The sequence below is a fragment of the Herbaspirillum sp. NPDC101396 genome (genome assembly GCF_044767365.1).
In the GTDB taxonomy this organism is placed as follows: Bacteria; Pseudomonadota; Gammaproteobacteria; order Burkholderiales; family Burkholderiaceae_D; genus Herbaspirillum.
The window spans coordinates 104694-122579 of record NZ_JBIWNT010000004.1 but is presented as its reverse complement, the minus strand read 5'-3'; the positions used below and the strand labels follow the sequence as shown (position 1 = coordinate 122579).

Here is a 17886-nt window from a genome sequence, read left to right as displayed (position 1 = left end):
AGGTTGCGAAGAACGCTGACCACCACTCCACCGCCCTACCCTGGCGAGGCGCAGCGAGCCCGTCTGGAATTCCCGCTTGCGAGCAGCCGGTGGCGGCGAGTGCAAATCGGATAAAGAAGGGAAACTTGTCTGAGCGCAGCGAGTTTGTTTCCCTTCCCGATTTGTGCTCGACGACGCCGGGTACCCCCGAAGGGGGCTGCGAACTTGCGGTCGCCTTTCTTTGCTTACTTTCTTTGGCGAAGCAAAGAAAGTGAGCGGCTGCCGGGCCGCCCCCGGCTTGGTCGTCCGAAGAGAGGAAAATCTTGGCTACCGAAAAAACAAAGTAGGAACAACAAACGGAACAGTTAAGGACGTTCGACAATCTTCCGCAACACAAACCCCGCCGCCACCAACCCAAACGAAGCCGTCACCACCATCGCCGACCCAAACCCCGCGCAATTGAGCCCGGTCACGCCGGCATCCTGCTTGCGGCCATCGGCATCAACGGTATCCAATCCATCCGCCGCATCGTCCGTATCGACCTCGCACACTTCCCCCTCGGGAAAGCGCAAAGGCTCGGTCGAGAACACCGCATCGATGCCGAACTTGTTCTTGGTCCCGCGCGGAAACTTGTGCCACGCGCGCAGGCGCTTGCGCACCTTGGCCAGCAAAGGCTCCTGCTCGGTGCGGCACAGATCGCGGATCTCGATCTTGGTCGGATCGATCTGACCGCCGGCGCCGCCGCTGGTCAGCAAGGGCACCTTGTGCTCGCGGCAATAGGCGATCAGCGCCACCTTGGCGCGTACGTTGTCAATGGCGTCGACGACATAGTCGAAACGGCCCTCGCCTATCATTTCAGCCACATTGTCGGGTGTCAGGAAATCTTCGATCTCGGTGACCTGGCAATACGGATTGATCTGCATGATGCGCTCGTGCAGCGCGGTGACCTTGGCCTTGCCGAGCGTGTCGGTCAGCGCGTGGATCTGGCGATTGACGTTGGACTCGGCTAGGTTGTCGAGGTCGATCATGGTGATCTTGCCGATGGCGCTGCGCGCCAGCGCTTCGACGATCCAGGAGCCGACGCCGCCGACACCGACCACGCAGACATGCGCCGCGCGAAAACGCGCCAGGCCTTGTGCGCCGTACAGGCGGGCAATACCGCCGAAGCGGCGGTCGAAATCGATATCGGCGTCGTTGGAAGCAACGACAGGTTCAACATTGGACATGATGGTTCCGGATAACAAAGCAAAACAGGCTGTTTCCTGAGAAACAGCCTGTAAAGGTAACGATTCTACCGACTTAGAACCGACTCTGGTTCTTACACAACTGCGCCGTCGGTTTCATCCTTCGGCTTGGCCGGCTTGATCAGGTCTTCGCGCTTGACGCCCAGCCACATGGCGATGGCGGCGGCGACGAACACCGACGAATAGATACCGAACAAGATGCCGATGGTCAGCGCGACAGCGAAGTAATGCAGGGTCGGGCCGCCGAAGATCAGCATCGACAAGACCATCATTTCAGTGCTGCCGTGGGTGATGATGGTGCGCGAAATGGTGCTGGTGATCGCATGGTTCAAGACTTCCGGCGCGCTCAGCTTGCCGTAGCGGCGGTCGCGGAATGCTTCGCGCACCCGGTCGAACACCACCACCGATTCATTGACCGAATATCCCAGCACCGCCAGCACCGCCGCCAGCACCGTGAGCGAGAACTCCCACTGGAAGAAGGCGAAGAAGCCGAGGATGATCACCACGTCATGCAAGTTGGCGATGACGGCGGCGACCGCAAACTTCCATTCGAAGCGGAAGGCCAGGTAGATCACGATACCGATCACCACCATGCCCAGCGCCATCAAGCCGTCATGCGCGAGTTCGTCGCCGACCTGCGGGCCGACGAATTCAACACGCTGCAGCTGGACGTCGGGGTCCTGCGCCTTGAGCGCGGAGATCACCTTTTCGCTTTGCTGGGCCGAGTTGACGCCGTGTTGCGCCGGCAGGCGGATCATCACGTCCTGCGCGGTGCCGAAGCTCTGCACCTGCGTGTCGGTGAAGCCGAGGCCTTCAACCGACTTGCGGATGTTTTCGATGTTGGCGGCCTTCGGATAGGCGACTTCCATCACCGTGCCGCCGGTGAATTCAATCGAGAAATGCAGCCCGCGCGACAGCAGGAAGAACACCGCCAGCACGAATGTCAGCGCCGAGATGACGTTGAATATCAGCGCATGGCGCATGAAGGGGATATCTTTTTTGATGCGGAAAAATTCCATCACATACCTTTCTGTTCTGCGCCTTGCCCGGTCATCCGGTCAGGGCGCATTGGATCATGTCGATCGCTCTGTTGGTTCTGCTGCGCTTATTTGGCGTCGACCGCTTTGCTGTCGGTCTTGCCGGCATTGCCTTGCGGCTTCCAGATCTGGCCAATGGCCAGGCTGGTCAGCTTCTTCTTGCGGCCGTACCACAGGTTGGCCAGGCCGCGCGAGAAGAACACGGCCGAGAACATCGACGTCAGGATGCCCAGGCAGTGGACTACCGCGAAACCGCGGATCGCACCGGAACCGAAAATCAGCAGCGCCAGACCAGCGATCAGCGTCGTCACGTTGGAGTCGAGAATGGTCGCCCACGCGCGGTCGAAACCGATCGAAATCGCCGCCTGCGGCGAATTGCCGTTACGCAGCTCTTCACGGATACGCTCGTTGATCAGCACGTTAGAGTCGATCGCCATACCCAGCGCCAGCGCAATCGCGGCGATACCGGGCAAGGTCAGCGTGGCCTGCAGCGTCGACAACACCGCGACCAGCAGCAGCACGTTGACCGACAGCGCCAATGCGCTGAACAGACCGAACAGCTGGTAGTACACGATCATGAAGATGGCCATCGCGGCGAAACCGTACAGCGTCGCGTCGAAGCCCTTGCGGATGTTCTCGGCGCCGAGTTGCGGGCCGATGGTGCGTTCTTCGATGATGTCCATCGGCGCGGCCAGCGAACCTGCGCGCAGCAACAACGCCAGGTCGCTCGACGATTCAGCCGAGCCCATGCCGGTGATCTGGAAGCGCGAGCCAAGTTCGGAGCGGATGGTCGCTACCGTCAGGACTTCGCCCTTGCCTTTTTCGAACAGCACGATGGCCATGGCCTTGCCGACTTTTTCACGAGTGGCGTCGCGCATCTTGCGGCCGCCGTCGCCGTTCAGGTCGATGCTGACCGAAGGCTGGTGGTTTTCGTCGAAGCTGGCGGACGCGTTGGAGATGTAGTCGCCGGTCAGGACCGGTTCCTTGTACAGCACAACGGGTGCGCCCTTGCCGATCTTGAACAGCTCGGAGCCGAACGGCACGGCGGCGGTTTCTTCGGTGCCGCGGGCAACCGAGTCGTCGACCATGCGCACTTCCAGCGTGGCGGTGCGGCCGATGATGTCCTTGGCGCGCGAAACATCCTGCACGCCCGGCAGCTGGACCACGATGCGGTCGGCGCCCTGGCGCTGGATGATCGGCTCGGCCACGCCGAGTTCATTGACGCGCTTGGACAAGGTCGAGATGTTTTGCTTGACGCCGTCTTCCTGGGTCTGCTTGAGGGCTTCCGGACGCAGGGTGGCGGTCACCTTGAGGTCGTCGCCGCTGCCGCTGTCTGCCAACGCCAGTTCGGACACATCAGCAGCCAGCGCGCTCTTGGCCTTGTCGCGGGTGTCGGCGTCGCGGAACAGGATTTCAATGCGGTCGCCGTTGCGGTTGATGCCGTTATGGCGGATGTTCTTGTCGCGCAGCACGCTGCGCACGCTCGATTGCAGGCCTTGCAGGCGCTTGTTCAGCACCGCCTTGACGTCAACCTGCATCAGGAAGTGCACGCCGCCGCGCAAGTCCAGGCCCAGGTACATCGGGAAGGCGTGCAGGCTTTGCAACCACTGCGGCGTGTTCGGCAGCAGGTTGAAGGCGACGATGTAGGTCGGATCGGCGGGATCGGTGTTCAGGCCTTTTTCCAGCAGGGCCTTGGCCTTGAACTGGGTGTCGGTATTGGCGAACCGGGCGCGCACGGAAGGCGCGCTGCTGTTGTCGAATGCGACGCTCTCTGGCGCAAGGCTGCCCTGTTGCAGGATCTGTTGCACACGCTCGGCGACGGCGCTGTCGACCTTGATGGTGGACTTGGCGCTGCTGATCTGCACGGCAGGCGATTCACCGAAAAAGTTGGGCAGCGTATAGAGCGTGCCGAACAGCAGGGCGATGACGATTAAGGCGTACTTCCAGAGAGGATAACGATTCATAGTGATTCAGCGTTGATGATGAACGTCCGGATGGACAGGTTCAAAACAAGGGCGCATCCGCTCGCAACAAAATGCGACGGAATGCGCCCTGTCAGCCGTAGGGCCGTATTACCGGCTTACAGACCCTTGAGGGTGCCCTTCGGCAGCAGCGTGGTGATCGCGGCTTTTTGCACGACGATTTCATTGCCTTCGGAGACTTCAACAGTGATGTAGGCATCGCTGACCTTGACGATCTTGCCCAGCAGGCCGCCGGAAGTCACGACTTCGTCACCCTTGGCGAGTGCTTCCATCATGGCCTTTTGTTCTTTTTGACGCTTCATCTGAGGACGGATCATCAGGAAGTACAGCACCACGAACATCAGGATGATAGGCAGGAAGCTGGTCAGATTGCCCATCAGGCCGCCTGGGCCTGCAGCAGTAGTTTGTGCAATTGCATCGGTAATAAACACGTGGCGCTCCAAATGGTTGTTTAAAAAATAGCCCCGCATTTTAGCATTGCGCCGGGCGCATACCCCATTCCGCAGCGGCCGAAACAGGTGAAAGCGCCTTTAACAAGGAAAAATAGGCTTGCTGCAAGGAAAAATTGCCAGAACAGCATCGCCAACATGGGGGCGCAGGGGTACATTAACAAGCAAATACAGAACAGACTTACAAAATTCAGGAGACCGCCTCACCATGCTGCCCATTGCCGCCCAGCCCTATCAGGACATCTGCAACGCCTTCCGCTGGGACATTCCCGAGCACTACAACATCGGCATCGATGTCTGCGACAAATGGGCACTGCGCGAACCCGGCAAGCTTGCCTTGATCCACGTCGGCGCCGACGGCGCCAGCCGCAACTACAGCTTCGGCGAAATCAAGGAAAGCTCTGACCGCCTTGCCAACCTGCTGCTCTCGGCCGGCGCGACCATCGGCGAACGCATCGGCATCCTGCTGCCGCAAGCCCCCGAAACAGCCATGGCGCACGTGGCCGCCTACAAGATCGGCGCGATTGCGATTCCGCTGTTTGCCCTGTTCGGCGCGGAAGCGCTCGAATATCGGTTGCACAACAGCGGCGCGCGCGTGGTGGTGACCAACGCGATCGGCGCCGCCAAGCTGGCCGGCATCCGCGACCGCTTGCCGGCGCTGAAAACCATCTTCACGATTGATGGCACCTTCGACGGCACGGTCGACCTGCACCAGGCGCTGAAACACGCCAGCAGCGACCTGACGCCGGTGCTGACCAAAGCCGACGATCCGGCCGTCATCATCTACACCTCCGGCACCACCGGCCAGCCCAAGGGCGCTCTGCATGCGCACCGGGTGCTGCTGGGTCACTTGCCGGGAGTGGAGATGTCGCACAATTTGTTCCCGCTGGAAGGCGACCGCATCTGGACGCCGGCCGACTGGGCCTGGATCGGCGGCCTGCTCGACGTGCTGCTGCCGGCCTGGCATCACGGCGTCGCGGTGGTGGCGCATCGCTTTGAAAAATTCACCGGCGAGGCGGCGTTCCAGTTGCTGCAGGATCAGGGTGTGCGCAATACCTTCCTGCCGCCGACCGCGCTGAAGATGATGCGCACCGTCGCCGAACCGGAAAAACGCTGGCGCTTCCAGCTGCGCTCGGTCGCCAGCGGCGGCGAATCGCTCGGCGCCGAGTTGCTCGACTGGGGCCGCAAGACCTTCGGCCTCACCATCAACGAGTTTTACGGCCAGACCGAATGCAACATGACGATCTCGTCCAACGCCGCCGTCATGGCCTGCCGGCCCGGCGCCATCGGCCGTGCCGCGCCCGGTCATACGCTGGCCATCGTCGACGCCGACGGCCGGGTGCTGCCGGCCGGCAGCGATGGCAACATCGCGGTGCAGCGGCCCGACCCGGTGATGTTCCTGCAGTACTGGAACAATCCGCAAGCCACCGCCGACAAGTTCGTGGGCGACTGGCTCCTGACCGGTGACACCGGCTGCATGGACGACGAGGGTTATATCCGGTTTGTCGGCCGCGACGACGACGTCATCACCTCGGCCGGCTACCGCATCGGCCCCGGCGAAATCGAGGACAACATCCTGCAGCATCCCGCCGTCAAGATGGTCGCCGTGATCGGCTCGCCCGATCCGCAACGCACTGAAATCGTGGTGGCCGTGATCGTGCTCAACGATGGCTTCACAGGCGACGACCGGCTCAAGCGCGAGATCCAGGATCACGTCAAGGTGAAGCTGGCCGCACACGAATATCCGCGCGAGATTTTCTTTGTGGATGAGTTGCCGATGACGACCACCGGCAAGGTGATCCGGCGCGAGCTGCGTGCGCAGGTCGGGGAATGGCGCAAGCTGGGTGATGCCGCATAAAAAAACATCCGGCGGGCAGGGCCCGACCGGATGTTAACCTCAAGCTTCAGGGGATGTTGACTTACAAAAATCTACTGCAGATTCAGCTTCAAATCCAATTTAGAACAGATGACGGAAACCGACCATCAGCACGCTCTGGTTGCGTCCAGACGACGGCGAACCGTTTTGCGAATCGCCGACCACGGCCACGGCATCGACGATGCTGCCTGCGGTTTTACCCAGGGTCTTGCCGCGCGCCAGCTGATACGCTTCCAGGAAATAGATCGCCGAGCGCTTGGAGAATGAATAGGTCTGCTCCAACGCGATCTGGTGGTATTTCGCCGGATCGTTGACGCCGTTGGCGGACTTCTCGAAGGTATAGCTATAACCGCCGGCCAACGCCACTTGCGGCGTCAGCTGGTAGGTCGTGATCAGGCCCAGCGTCTGGAAAGTCGCCTTCTGCGTAAACAGCGATCCGTTGCCCGGCTTGTACTGTGCGTTGGCGTAGTTGGCGCCGACCATCCATTTGTCGATGGTGTAGCGCAGTGCGCCGGCGAGCATCTGCACGTTGTCGGAAGACACATAGCCATTGTTGATCGCGGAGGTCGAGAAGCTGCCGGACGCCGTGGAGTTCCATGCATTGGCAGGACCCGAACCATTCTTCAGGCGTTGATAGCCCAAGGCGAAGTTCCAGGCGCCGATATCGTATTTGGCTGCAAGGCTGTATGTATTGCCGGTCGATGTGCTGCCCGCGGTTTCGCCAAAACCATACAACGCGCTGACTTGCGCGCCGCCGAATACCGGCGTCGAGTAGGTCACCGAATTGCTGATGCGCACGGTGGTGTCGAGACCGTCGACGTCGCCCGGGTGGGCGCCGGTGGCGCCGGTCAGCACGCTGGTCGGGCCGATGGCGCCGACGTACAGGAAGTAAGGCGTGTACTGGCGGCCGGTGGTGACGGTGCCGTAGCTATTGTTGGTCAGGCCGACGAAGGACTGGCGATTGAACAGGGTGTTGGCTGAACTCATGGCGCCGGTATTGATGTCAAAACCGTTTTCCAGCGTGAAGATCGCCTGCGATCCGCCGCCGAGGTCTTCAGCGCCCTTGAAGCCGATCTTGCTGGCGGCCAGGTTGCCGGTGCGCAGGTACAGATTGTGCAGACCGCCCTGATTGTTGGTGTAGACCAGCGCGTTGTCGAGCGCGCCATAGATCGTCACGCTGCTCTGCGCGGATGCCTGCACCGATGCGCCTGCGGCGGCGATGGCCAGTCCTCCCATTACCCAACTGCGTCGTAATTTCATTTCCTCTCCTCTTCTTGGATGATTGCGGTATTGCTCCGCCCTAAATTGATTCCGGCCTGCGGGGCGAGACCGGATTCAAAACTGTTGCCGGACCTGGCTTGCGGGCCCCAGACGTCGATCGCAGACGCAAAAACTCCCCCTTGCGGCAGGACGAGCCTGCTGCAATGCTTGCGTAGTCAAAGGGGAACGCCGCTGGCGCGGCGCTGATCAGTTCAGGCCGCGTCCTATGTGAAGGGCGGGAATGCGCACAAGGATGTGCAGTTGCTGATTGTTTTCATCGCTGTCTCCGTCATGTGTGACGTCCTCTGCGGGACGCTGCGTCAACATGGCGGAGAAACAGGTTCTACCGCCATGCTTTCTTGAATTCGTTCATCACCCGCTCCAGGTGCTCGCGCATTGCGTCGCGCGCCGCCACCGGATCACGCGCCACCAGCGCGTCGAACACCTTCTGGTGCTCTTCGAGCGAAGCTTCGCGCAATTGCGGCGTGTGAAAATGTTCTTCCAGCTTCTTCCACAACACGCCGCGCAACTGATCCCACAATGCCGTGACGACTTGCGCCATCACGCTGTTGCCGCTGGCTTCGGCGATGCGGATGTGGAACAACCGGTCATCCGCTTCGTTGGCCAGCTTGTCGTTGAAGTTGCGCCCCATCGCCGCCAGCTGCGCATAAATCTTGTCGATGTCGGCGTCGGTGCGGTTCTGCGCCGCCAATGCCGCCACTTCCGATTCGATCACCCAGCGCGCGCGCAACAATTCGAACGGGCCGGCGCCGCCGTCGGGGATGAAGCCGACCGGTTTGGTCGCCGCGTCGCAGACATAGATCCCCGAACCACCGCGCACTTCCACCAGTCCCTGCACTTCCAGCGCGATGATCGCTTCGCGCACCGAGGTGCGGCTGATTTCAAACCGTTCCGCCAGGCTGCGCTCGGAAGGCAGGCGTTCGCCGACCTTGAACTCGCCCTGCAGGATCAGATCTGCAATCTGCTCCGCCAGCCGCTGATACGAGCGCTCCGGCGCTGAAACTGGTTCCAACAATTCTGAACGCGCTGCTTTTTTAACTGCTTTAGTTGCTGCCTGATCCACATTTGCGGCTGATGATCGACTCTGACGATCTGCCATAAACACCCTCTTTTTTACTTTAAATTGGTCTATCCACTGTATAGAAAAGCAGCGTTCAAAGCAAACAGTGGCTTACCAATTTCAGCGATACTCTCATTTTGGTCTAACCATGTCAACGATTATGCAGACCAATCTGTGGCTTAAAAACAAACGCCGGCGGGCGTTGGCGCTGATACCGGAGTTGCAACAAGCAAATTGGAATGCCATAATCAATATTGGTTAGACCAAATTTATTTTTTCACCCAGAACAGCGGGACGCCCGGCAACGCAATCCGGACCGTCCGGCACCGAGACAAGGAAATCGCATCCATGAAGATCCTCAGCGCCAAGGTCATCGTGACCTGCCCGGGCCGCAACTTCGTCACACTCAAGATAGAAACCGACCAGGGCATTTACGGTATTGGCGACGCCACCCTCAATGGACGCGAACTCGCGGTCAAATCCTATCTTGAAGACCACATCATTCCCTGCCTGATCGGCCGCGACGCCTCGCGCATCGAAGACACCTGGCAATACCTGTATCGCGGCGGCTACTGGCGCCGCGGCCCGGTCACCATGACCGCCATCGCCGCCGTCGACATGGCGCTGTGGGACATCAAGGGCAAGGCCGCCAACCTGCCGGTCTATCAACTGCTGGGCGGCAAGAGCCGCGACGCCGTGATGGTCTACGGCCACGCCAACGGCCGCGACCACGCCGAGGCGCTGGACGCCGTCGGCCACTACATCGACATGGGTTACAAGGCAATCCGCGTGCAATCGGGCGTACCTGGGCTGGACAAGGCCTACGGCGTCGGCAAGGGCAACATGTACTACGAACCGGCCGACAAGGGCCTGCCCGACGAAGAAATCTGGGACACGCCGCTGTACCTGCGCCACACACCCGACCTGTTTGAAAAGGTGCGCGTCAAATACGGCAGCGATCATCATCTGCTGCACGATTGCCATCACCGCCTGAAACCGATTGAAGCGGCGCAGTTGGGCAAATCGCTGGAGCAGTTCAAGCTGTTCTGGATGGAAGACGCCACTCCGGCAGAGAACCAGGAAGCCTTCAAGCTGATTCGCCAGCACACCACCACACCGCTGGCCGTGGGCGAGATCATGAGCTCGATCTGGGACTGCAAGGACCTGATCCAGAACCAGTTGATCGACTACATCCGCACCACCGTGGTCCACGCCGGCGGCATTACGCACCTGCGCCGCATCGCCGATCTCGCCTCGCTGTACCAGGTGCATACCGGCTGCCACGGCGCCACCGACCTGTCGCCGGTGAGCATGGCGGCAGCGCTCAACTTCAATATGTGGGTGCCGAATTTCGGCATTCAGGAGTACATGCGCCACACGCCGGAAACCGACGCGGTCTTCCCGCACGGCTACTACTTCGACAAGGGTTACCTGGTGCTGCCGGATGCGCCGGGACTGGGCGTGGACATCGACGAATCGGCTGCGCTCAAATTCCCGTATGAGCGCGCCTATCTGCCGACCTGCCGCCTGCGCGACGGCACCGTCTGGAACTGGTAGGCACAGTTCGCTCCCTGCAATGCCGCACATCGTGCGGCATTTTTATTGCCCCGATAAATACACAGGATAAACATGACAACACCGCAAGCCTGGTTCATCGGCGAATGCATGATCGAACTGCGCCCTACGCAGCCGTTGCATGACGCCCAACACATGCCGCGCGCCATGGCGCAGTCATTTTCCGGCGACGTCTACAACACCGCCGTGTACTTTCGCCGTCGCAGCACGCAAGTCGAGAGTCAATTCATTTCAGCAACGGGCAACGACAGCATCAGCGCATCGCTGCGCGACGAGGTTGTCCGGCAAGGCATCGGCACCGGTCTGATGGCCGTCCATCCCGACGCCCTGCCCGGCCTGTACTGGATCGAAACCAACGCCGCGGGAGAACGCTCCTTCCTGTATTGGCGCCAGCAATCGGCGGCGCGCCACATGCTCGACGACGCGCACGCCGAAGTGCTGATGCAGCAGTCCGCACAATGCAGCTTGCTGTACTTCTCCGGCATCACGCTGGCCATCCTCGATCATGCGCGCCGTCGTCGCCTGCTCGATCTGGCGCAAGCGGTGCGCGCCCACGGCGGCTGGGTGGCCTTCGACAGCAATTACCGTCCACGCCTGTGGGAGTCCCGCGACGAGGCGTTGCGCTGGACGCGGCTGGCGCTGGCGCAGGCCAGCCATGCGCTGGTCACGCTCGACGACGAAAGCGCCCTGCATGGCGACGTCGACGCGCAAGCCTGCCTGCAGCGTACGCGCGCCGCGGGCGTCGGTGAAGTGGTGGTGAAACTGGGGGAACAAGGTTGCCTGGTGCAGGCCGCGGGCATGGATGCGGCGCAAGCGGTGGCCACGCAAAAAGTGGCGGCGATCGATACGACCGCTGCCGGGGATTCCTTCAACGCCGCTTATCTGGCGGCACGCCGGCAAGGCGCTTCCGCCATCGCAGCAGCCGAAGCCGGCTGCGCGCTGGCGGCCAGCGTGGTGATGCATCCCGGCGCGATCATGTCGCCGGAAGCAATGCCGCCGGTCTGATCAGGCGCCGCGCGCGCGGTCTTCCTTGAACTTGGCGACGAACTGCTGGAACTGCCCGTCGTCGATGGCGGCACGGATTTCCTTCATGATCTGCAGGTAGTAATGCAGGTTGTGAATCGTGTTCAGGCGTGCGCCGAGGATTTCGCCGGTGCGGTGCAGGTGATGCAGGTAGGCCCGCGAGAAGTTCTTGCAGGCATAGCAATCGCAGGTTTCATCGAGCGGCTTGGTGTCTTCCTTGTAGCGCGCATTCTTGATCTTGATGTCGCCGAAACGCGTGAACAGCCAGCCGTTGCGCGCATTGCGCGTCGGCATCACGCAGTCGAACATGTCGACGCCGCTGGCCACACCGGCGACCAGATCTTCCGGCGTACCGACGCCCATCAGGTAATGCGGCTTGTCGGCCGGCAGGCGCGGGCCGATGTGTTCCAGCACGCGCATCATGTCTTCCTTCGGCTCGCCGACCGAGAGGCCACCGATGGCGATGCCGTCGAAATTGAGCTCATTGAGTCCGGCCAATGATTCGTCGCGCAGGGTTTCGAACATGCCGCCCTGGACGATGCCGAACAGTGCGTTGGGATTCTCGCCCTTCTGGAATTCATCGCGCGAGCGCTTGGCCCAGCGCAGCGACATGCGCATCGATTGCGCCGCTTCCACTTGCGTGGCGGGACGACCGTCGATTTCATACGGCGTGCATTCGTCGAACTGCATGACGATGTCGGAGTTCAGCACGCGCTGGATCTGCATCGACACTTCCGGCGACAGGAACAGCTTGTCGCCGTTGATCGGCGAGGCGAAGTGCACGCCTTCTTCCGTGATCTTGCGCATGTCGCCCAGCGAGAACACCTGGAAGCCGCCGGAGTCGGTCAGGATCGGCTTGTCCCAGCCCATGAAACCGTGTAGGCCGCCGAACTTGGCCATCACCTCCAGCCCCGGGCGCAGCCACAGGTGGAAGGTATTGCCGAGGATGATGTGGGCGTCGATCTCTTTCAGCTCCAGCGGCGACATCGCCTTGACGGAACCGTAGGTGCCGACCGGCATGAAGATCGGCGTCTCGACCACGCCGTGGTTCAGTTTGACGCGGCCGCGACGGGCGTTGCCGTCGGTTTTGAGCAGGGTAAATTCAAGCATAGTTAGGCGTTAAAAACGTCACAAGTTAAAAGCATGGCGTCGCCATAGCTGAAGAAACGATATTGCTGCGCGATGGCGTGCGCGTACGCCGCACGGATATTGTCGTAGCCGGCGAAGGCCGAGACCAGCATCAACAGCGTCGACTTGGGCAGGTGGAAATTGGTGATCAGGCGATCCACCGTTTTGAAGGTATAGCCCGGCGTGATGAACAACTTCGTATCTGCGCTGCCGGCTTCCAGCGCGCCCGACTGCGAAGCCGACTCCAGCGCGCGCATGCTGGTGGTGCCGACGGCAACGATCTTGCCGCCCGCCGCCTTCACCGCGCGCACCTTGTCCACCGTCTCTTGCGCGATGGTGTACCACTCGCTGTGCATCTTGTGTTCGGACAGATCTTCCACGCGCACCGGCTGGAAGGTGCCGGCGCCGACGTGCAGCGTGACGAAGGCGGCGTCGACGCCTTTCGCCTTCAACTGCGCCAGCAAGGCTTCATCGAAATGCAGACCCGCGGTCGGCGCGGCGACCGCACCCGGTTCTTTCGCGTACACGGTCTGGTAACGCGTCTCGTCGAACTCGTCGGCGGCATGCTCGATGTAAGGCGGCAACGGCAGGCTGCCGTACTGCTCCAGCAGCTCGAACACATCGGACGGAAATTGCAGCGTATAGAACTCGCCGTAACGCTCGCCGACGATCACGTCGAAGGCATCGGCCAGGCGGATGCTGGTGCCCGGCGGCGGCGACTTGGAGGCGCGCACCTGCGCATGCACGCTGCGGTTGTCGAGCACGCGCTCGACCAGCACCTCGACCTTGCCGCCGGTTTCCTTGACGCCGAAGAAGCGCGCCTTGAGTACGCGGGTATTGTTGAATACGAGCAAATCGCCCGGCGACAGCAAGTCGACCACATCGGCGAAGCGGCGGTCGGTCAAGGTAGCGCCGTCAACCTGCAGCAGGCGTGAAGCACTGCGCTCAGCCAGCGGCAGCTGCGCGATCAACCCGGGTGGCAAGTCGAAATCGAAATCGGAAAGTGAATACATGAAAATAGACAATGAAAGCGGCAACGCATCGAATACTGCAGTAAATACTGTAAATAATCACAGTAAAAGCGCAGTAAAATAGCGCCGAACCCTCTATTTTACGCTTTCTCGACATAGAAACCCCTCTGCATGCCAGCACCGAAGAAGAAAGCTTCTGCCGACAGCGCCAAAAAGGATAAGGCCGCCAAGAGCGCCGCGCCGTTGAGCAACGCCCAGAAAGCCCTGAACAAGCTGGCCAAACTGGGCCTGCGTTCGGACATGGACTTGGCGCTGCATCTGCCGCTGCGCTACGAGGATGAAACCCAGGTCATGAGCATCCACGAAGCCAGCCTGCGCGGCACGCAAGTGGTGCAGGTCGAAGGCGTGGTCAGCAAGAGCGACGTCCAGTTCCGTCCGCGCCGCCAGCTGGTCGTGACGATCGCCGACGACAGCGGCCCGCTGGTGATGCGCTTCCTCAACTTCTATGGCAGCCAGGCCACGCAACTGGCCGAGGGCGTGCGGGTACGCGTGCGCGGCGAATTGCGGCACGGTTTCTTCGGCGCCGAGATGGTCCATCCCACCTATAAAGTCGTGCTGGAAGGCGCGCCGCTGCCGACTGCGCTGACCCCTGTCTATCCGGCCGGCGAAGGCCTGTCGCAAGCCTACCTGCGCAAGGCCATCGCCGGCGCGCTGTCGCGCCTCGACTGGCGCGACACGCTGCCGCCGGCGCTGCTGGCCGAACTCAAGCTGGACGGTTTCGAAGCGTCGGTGCGCCAGTTGCACAATCCGCCCACCGACGTCGACGAATATGCGCTGGAAGAACGCTCGCATCCGGCCTGGATTCGCATGAAGTTCGACGAACTGCTGGCGCAGCAGTTGTCGCTCAAGCGCGCCCAGGCTGCACGCCGGGCGCGCAACGCCTGCGCGCTGCCGACCATCGGCAAGATTTCCAAGGCCTTCATCAAGCAACTGCCGTTCAAGCTGACCGGCGCCCAGCAGCGCGTATTGGAAGAAATCCGCCACGACCTGCAGGAATCATTCCCGATGCAGCGGCTGCTGCAAGGCGACGTCGGCAGCGGCAAGACCGTGGTCGCCGCCGTTGCGGCAGCGCAGGCCATCGACAGCGGCTTCCAGGCGGTGCTGATGGCGCCGACCGAAATCCTGGCCGACCAGCACTTCCGCAAGATTGCAGCCTGGATGGAGCCGCTCGGCGTCAAGGTGGCCTGGCTCACCGGCAGCCTCAAGAAGAAAGAGAAAGCCGCCGCCAACGCCCTCATCGAATCCGGTGAAGCGCGCCTGGTCATCGGCACCCACGCGCTGATTCAGGACAACGTGCAGTTCCAGAAACTCGGCCTGGTAATCGTCGACGAACAGCATCGCTTCGGCGTCGGCCAGCGGCTGGCGCTGCGCAACAAGGCGCGCGACGGCGATGCTGACATCACTGCCCCGCTGCAAACCGTGCCGCATCAGCTGATGATGTCGGCCACGCCGATCCCGCGCACGCTGGCCATGACCTACTACGCCGATCTGGAAGTCTCGGTGATTGATGAGCTGCCGCCCGGCCGCACGCCGATCGTCACGCGCACCATCGACCAGAACCGCCGCGAAGAAGTGATCGCGCGCGTGCACGCCAACGCCCTGGAAGGCCGCCAAGTGTACTGGGTCTGTCCGCTGATCGAAGAGTCCGAAGCGCTGCAACTGCAGACCGCGACCGACACCTATTCCATGCTGGCCGAGGCCTTGCCCGACCTGCGCATCGGCCTGGTCCACGGCCGCCTCAAGCAAGCCGAAAAGCAGGAAGTGATGGACGCCTTCAGCCGCGGCGAAATCCACGTGCTGGTCGCCACCACCGTCATCGAGGTCGGCGTCGACGTGCCCAACGCCTCGCTGATGGTGATCGAACACGCCGAACGCTTCGGCCTGTCGCAGCTGCACCAATTGCGCGGCCGCGTCGGTCGCGGCGCCGCCGCCAGCGCCTGTATCCTGCTCTACCAGAGCCCGCTCGGCGGCACCGCCAAGCAGCGCCTGATGACCATGCGCGAAACCACCGACGGTTTTGAAATCGCCCGCCGCGACCTCGAAATCCGCGGTCCCGGCGAATTCCTCGGCGCACGCCAGTCGGGCGAAGCCTTGCTGCGTTTCGCCGATCTTGCGACCGATCAATGGCTGGTAGAAAAGGCGCGCAACCTGGCGCAGACACTCCTGCACAATGACGACGCCATCGTCGATGCGCATTTGCAACGCTGGCTGGGCGGCAAGGAAGATTTTCTCAAAGTCTGACGATCTCCGCCGTGTTTCCATCGCGTATGCCGCCGACGCATTTACAACCCGGCTGACTTCAACGACATTAACGTTTTCAAACGGAGACTTCATGTCCACTGCCCTGCCCGACAATGCATCACAGGATGACAACGACGCCCTGCATTCGCCGGTCAGCATCCTGTCCGGCCGCCTGCGCATTGCGCTGGGCGTGCTGCAAGGCGTGCTGCTGTATGCACTTTATGCAAGCTGGAACGCCAAGAGCGGCCTAGCGATGCAGCCGCTGCTGTTCGTTCCGGCGCTGATGCTGGCGGCGTTCCTGCCGATCGTGGCGGTGTCTGCGATCGGTCATCTGTCGCGCCGCAATCTGCTGATCTGGCTGGCCGCGCTTGCCGTCATCCTGTGCGGACTGGGCGTCTACGACGCCTGGCGCGCTGACCTGTCGTCGCTGCTGCCATCAGCCGCCGGCAAGGCCTGTTGCGATGCCGACATGAACGGACAACCGTCGGTGCTGCCTTCGGCCACGCTGTTCCTGCTCGCCGTGGCCGGACTGTTCATCGCGCAAGCCATGATGCTGGCCGGCGACGCCGACGGCAGGCGCATCGCGAGCTATCGCAGCTATTTTGAAATGGCGTGGAAGCTGCTGGTGCAGCTGCTGTTCGCGACGCTGTTCACCGGCCTGTTCTGGCTGGTGCTGGAAACCGGCAATGCGCTGTTTTCGCTGATCAAGCTCGACTTCCTCGGCAAGCTGCTGGAGAAGAGCTGGTTCCACATTCCCGTCACCACATTGGCGTTCTCGTCGGCGCTGCACCTGAGCGACGTGCGGCCGCAAATCGTCGCCGGCATCCGCAAACTGCTGCTGACCTTGCTGTCCTGGCTGCTGCCGATGGCAACCATCGTGATCGGCGCCTTCCTGCTGAGCATTCTTGCCACCGGCCTGGAGCCGTTGTGGCAGACGCGGCGCGCCACGCACGTGCTGCTGGGCGCCACCGCGCTGCTGGTGGTGCTGATCAATACGGTCTACCAGAACGGGAACCACCTGACCTCGGGCTCGCATCGCTTCTTCACGGCATGTTTGCGCGTCGCCTGCCTGCTACCGGCGCCGCTGGTCTTGCTGGCGGTGTATTCGCTGGGACTGCGCGTGGCCGAATACGGCTGGACCGTCAGCCGCGTGGCGGCGGCAACGTGCGCGCTGGTGGCCGCCATGTACGCGGCCGGCTATGCACTTGCGGCCCTGAGCAGGCGCGACAAGCTGCAGCGCATCGCGTCGACCAATGTCCTGGTGAGTTTCGCCATCCTGATTGTGTTTCTGGCCCTGCTGTCGCCGCTGGCCGATCCGGCGCGCATCGCCGTGGCCGACCAGCTGCATCGCTTGGCCGCTGGTAAAACTGTGCCGGAGCGTTTCGATTTCCACTTTCTGCGTTTCGATGGCGCCCGTTTCGGCGTGCAAGAACTGAAGCGCCTGAGCGAACAGAAGAACGGTCCCTATCCCGCCGCGGTGGAGCAGAAGGCCCGCCAGGCGCTGGCCAGCAACAACCGCTGGAACAGGGAGGAACTCGACGAGATCGCGCCCGACGCGGCGACGAACATTCGCGTGCACCCTGCGGGCAGGCAATTGCCGAAGGAATTCGTCGCACAGGACTGGCGCAACGACAAGCAACGATGGAGCCTGCCGTCCTGCATGACGCGCGGCGACCGCCAGTGCGACGCTTACCTCGTCAAGCCGGATCCGGCCGGCGCGGAACAGGTGCTGGTGTTCGACGGCAACAGCATGCCGGCCCTGTTCGCCTCGTCCGATGCCGGCGGCACCCCTTGGCAACTGGCAGGCAAACTGATGGTGACGCCTTCCTGCATGGAGGAACTGAAGAAAACAGCAGAGCGCGGTGCATTGAACTGGCAGCTGCCGCTGCAGCGCGACATCGACATCAACGGCGTGCACCTGCGCATGCAGGTCGAGCAGACGGTGACGAAATGTGCGCCTGACGAACTCAAGAAATAGGC

13 protein-coding genes are annotated in these 17886 nt (G+C 61.8%); 5 read left to right on the top strand and 8 right to left on the bottom strand.

What is annotated here, in order from left to right; translation table 11 throughout:
• Window positions 1–344: 344 nt before the first annotated feature.
• The 4 genes from tcdA to yajC form a co-directional block, all read right to left on the bottom strand.
• The gene (tcdA, locus tag ACIROY_RS14410) at window positions 345–1205 is read right to left on the bottom strand and encodes a tRNA cyclic N6-threonylcarbamoyladenosine(37) synthase TcdA (protein WP_402342112.1); all 861 of its coding nucleotides are present in this window, start codon (window positions 1203–1205) and stop codon (window positions 345–347) included.
• A gap of 92 nt (window positions 1206–1297) precedes the next feature.
• Window positions 1298–2242 (bottom strand): protein translocase subunit SecF, encoded by a 945-nt coding sequence (gene secF / locus ACIROY_RS14405; RefSeq protein ID WP_016836679.1) that lies wholly within the window; start codon window positions 2240–2242, stop codon window positions 1298–1300.
• A gap of 86 nt (window positions 2243–2328) precedes the next feature.
• Window positions 2329–4224 carry a protein translocase subunit SecD gene (gene secD, locus ACIROY_RS14400; protein WP_402278162.1) on the bottom strand — a complete coding sequence of 632 codons (1896 nt, stop codon included), beginning with the start codon at window positions 4222–4224 and terminating at the stop codon, window positions 2329–2331.
• A gap of 116 nt (window positions 4225–4340) precedes the next feature.
• Window positions 4341–4619, bottom strand: coding sequence for a preprotein translocase subunit YajC (gene yajC, locus ACIROY_RS14395; protein ID WP_053195784.1), 279 nt, complete (start codon window positions 4617–4619; stop codon window positions 4341–4343).
• Between the two features lie 280 nt (window positions 4620–4899).
• On the opposite strand from yajC, the gene ACIROY_RS14390 reads away from it, so the two are divergent.
• Window positions 4900–6549, top strand: a complete 1650-nt coding sequence (locus ACIROY_RS14390) for an acyl-CoA synthetase (RefSeq protein ID WP_402342110.1) — start codon at window positions 4900–4902, stop codon at window positions 6547–6549.
• A 99-nt stretch (window positions 6550–6648) separates the two neighbouring features.
• Here ACIROY_RS14390 and ACIROY_RS14385 read toward each other — a convergent pair whose 3' ends face one another.
• Both ACIROY_RS14385 and ACIROY_RS14380 read right to left on the bottom strand, forming a co-directional pair.
• On the bottom strand, window positions 6649–7827 hold the full coding sequence (locus ACIROY_RS14385) for a porin (protein ID WP_402278165.1): 1179 nt from the start codon (window positions 7825–7827) through the stop codon (window positions 6649–6651).
• A gap of 343 nt (window positions 7828–8170) precedes the next feature.
• The gene (locus ACIROY_RS14380; RefSeq protein WP_402342108.1) at window positions 8171–8947 is read right to left on the bottom strand and encodes a FadR/GntR family transcriptional regulator; all 777 of its coding nucleotides are present in this window, start codon (window positions 8945–8947) and stop codon (window positions 8171–8173) included.
• A 309-nt stretch (window positions 8948–9256) separates the two neighbouring features.
• On the opposite strand from ACIROY_RS14380, the gene manD reads away from it, so the two are divergent.
• Both manD and ACIROY_RS14370 read left to right on the top strand, forming a co-directional pair.
• Window positions 9257–10465 carry a D-mannonate dehydratase ManD gene (gene manD / locus ACIROY_RS14375; protein WP_116434788.1) on the top strand — a complete coding sequence of 403 codons (1209 nt, stop codon included), beginning with the start codon at window positions 9257–9259 and terminating at the stop codon, window positions 10463–10465.
• A gap of 72 nt (window positions 10466–10537) precedes the next feature.
• The gene (locus ACIROY_RS14370) at window positions 10538–11488 is read left to right on the top strand and encodes a sugar kinase (RefSeq protein WP_402342106.1); all 951 of its coding nucleotides are present in this window, start codon (window positions 10538–10540) and stop codon (window positions 11486–11488) included.
• Here ACIROY_RS14370 and tgt read toward each other — a convergent pair whose 3' ends face one another.
• Together tgt and queA are read right to left on the bottom strand one after the other, a co-directional pair.
• Window positions 11489–12616, bottom strand: a complete 1128-nt coding sequence (tgt, locus tag ACIROY_RS14365) for a tRNA guanosine(34) transglycosylase Tgt (protein WP_402278169.1) — start codon at window positions 12614–12616, stop codon at window positions 11489–11491.
• Between the two features lie 2 nt (window positions 12617–12618).
• Window positions 12619–13647 (bottom strand): tRNA preQ1(34) S-adenosylmethionine ribosyltransferase-isomerase QueA, encoded by a 1029-nt coding sequence (gene queA, locus ACIROY_RS14360; RefSeq protein ID WP_402342104.1) that lies wholly within the window; start codon window positions 13645–13647, stop codon window positions 12619–12621.
• Between the two features lie 129 nt (window positions 13648–13776).
• Between queA and recG the strand changes: the two genes are divergently transcribed.
• Window positions 13777–15906, top strand: coding sequence for an ATP-dependent DNA helicase RecG (gene recG / locus ACIROY_RS14355; protein WP_402342103.1), 2130 nt, complete (start codon window positions 13777–13779; stop codon window positions 15904–15906).
• A 91-nt stretch (window positions 15907–15997) separates the two neighbouring features.
• On the top strand, window positions 15998–17884 hold the full coding sequence (locus tag ACIROY_RS14350; RefSeq protein WP_402342101.1) for a DUF4153 domain-containing protein: 1887 nt from the start codon (window positions 15998–16000) through the stop codon (window positions 17882–17884).
• The last annotated feature ends 2 nt before the right edge of the window (window positions 17885–17886 follow it).

Coding starts and splice junctions, on each gene's coding strand:
- tcdA (WP_402342112.1), bottom strand. CDS start 1,205: ATGTCCAATGTTGAACCTGTCGTTGCTTCCAACGACGCCGATATCGAT.
- secF (WP_016836679.1), bottom strand. CDS start 2,242: ATGGAATTTTTCCGCATCAAAAAAGATATCCCCTTCATGCGCCATGCG.
- secD (WP_402278162.1), bottom strand. CDS start 4,224: ATGAATCGTTATCCTCTCTGGAAGTACGCCTTAATCGTCATCGCCCTG.
- yajC (WP_053195784.1), bottom strand. CDS start 4,619: ATGGGCAATCTGACCAGCTTCCTGCCTATCATCCTGATGTTCGTGGTG.
- ACIROY_RS14390 (WP_402342110.1), top strand. CDS start 4,900: ATGCTGCCCATTGCCGCCCAGCCCTATCAGGACATCTGCAACGCCTTC.
- ACIROY_RS14385 (WP_402278165.1), bottom strand. CDS start 7,827: ATGAAATTACGACGCAGTTGGGTAATGGGAGGACTGGCCATCGCCGCC.
- ACIROY_RS14380 (WP_402342108.1), bottom strand. CDS start 8,947: ATGGCAGATCGTCAGAGTCGATCATCAGCCGCAAATGTGGATCAGGCA.
- manD (WP_116434788.1), top strand. CDS start 9,257: ATGAAGATCCTCAGCGCCAAGGTCATCGTGACCTGCCCGGGCCGCAAC.
- ACIROY_RS14370 (WP_402342106.1), top strand. CDS start 10,538: ATGACAACACCGCAAGCCTGGTTCATCGGCGAATGCATGATCGAACTG.
- tgt (WP_402278169.1), bottom strand. CDS start 12,616: ATGCTTGAATTTACCCTGCTCAAAACCGACGGCAACGCCCGTCGCGGC.
- queA (WP_402342104.1), bottom strand. CDS start 13,647: ATGTATTCACTTTCCGATTTCGATTTCGACTTGCCACCCGGGTTGATC.
- recG (WP_402342103.1), top strand. CDS start 13,777: ATGCCAGCACCGAAGAAGAAAGCTTCTGCCGACAGCGCCAAAAAGGAT.
- ACIROY_RS14350 (WP_402342101.1), top strand. CDS start 15,998: ATGTCCACTGCCCTGCCCGACAATGCATCACAGGATGACAACGACGCC.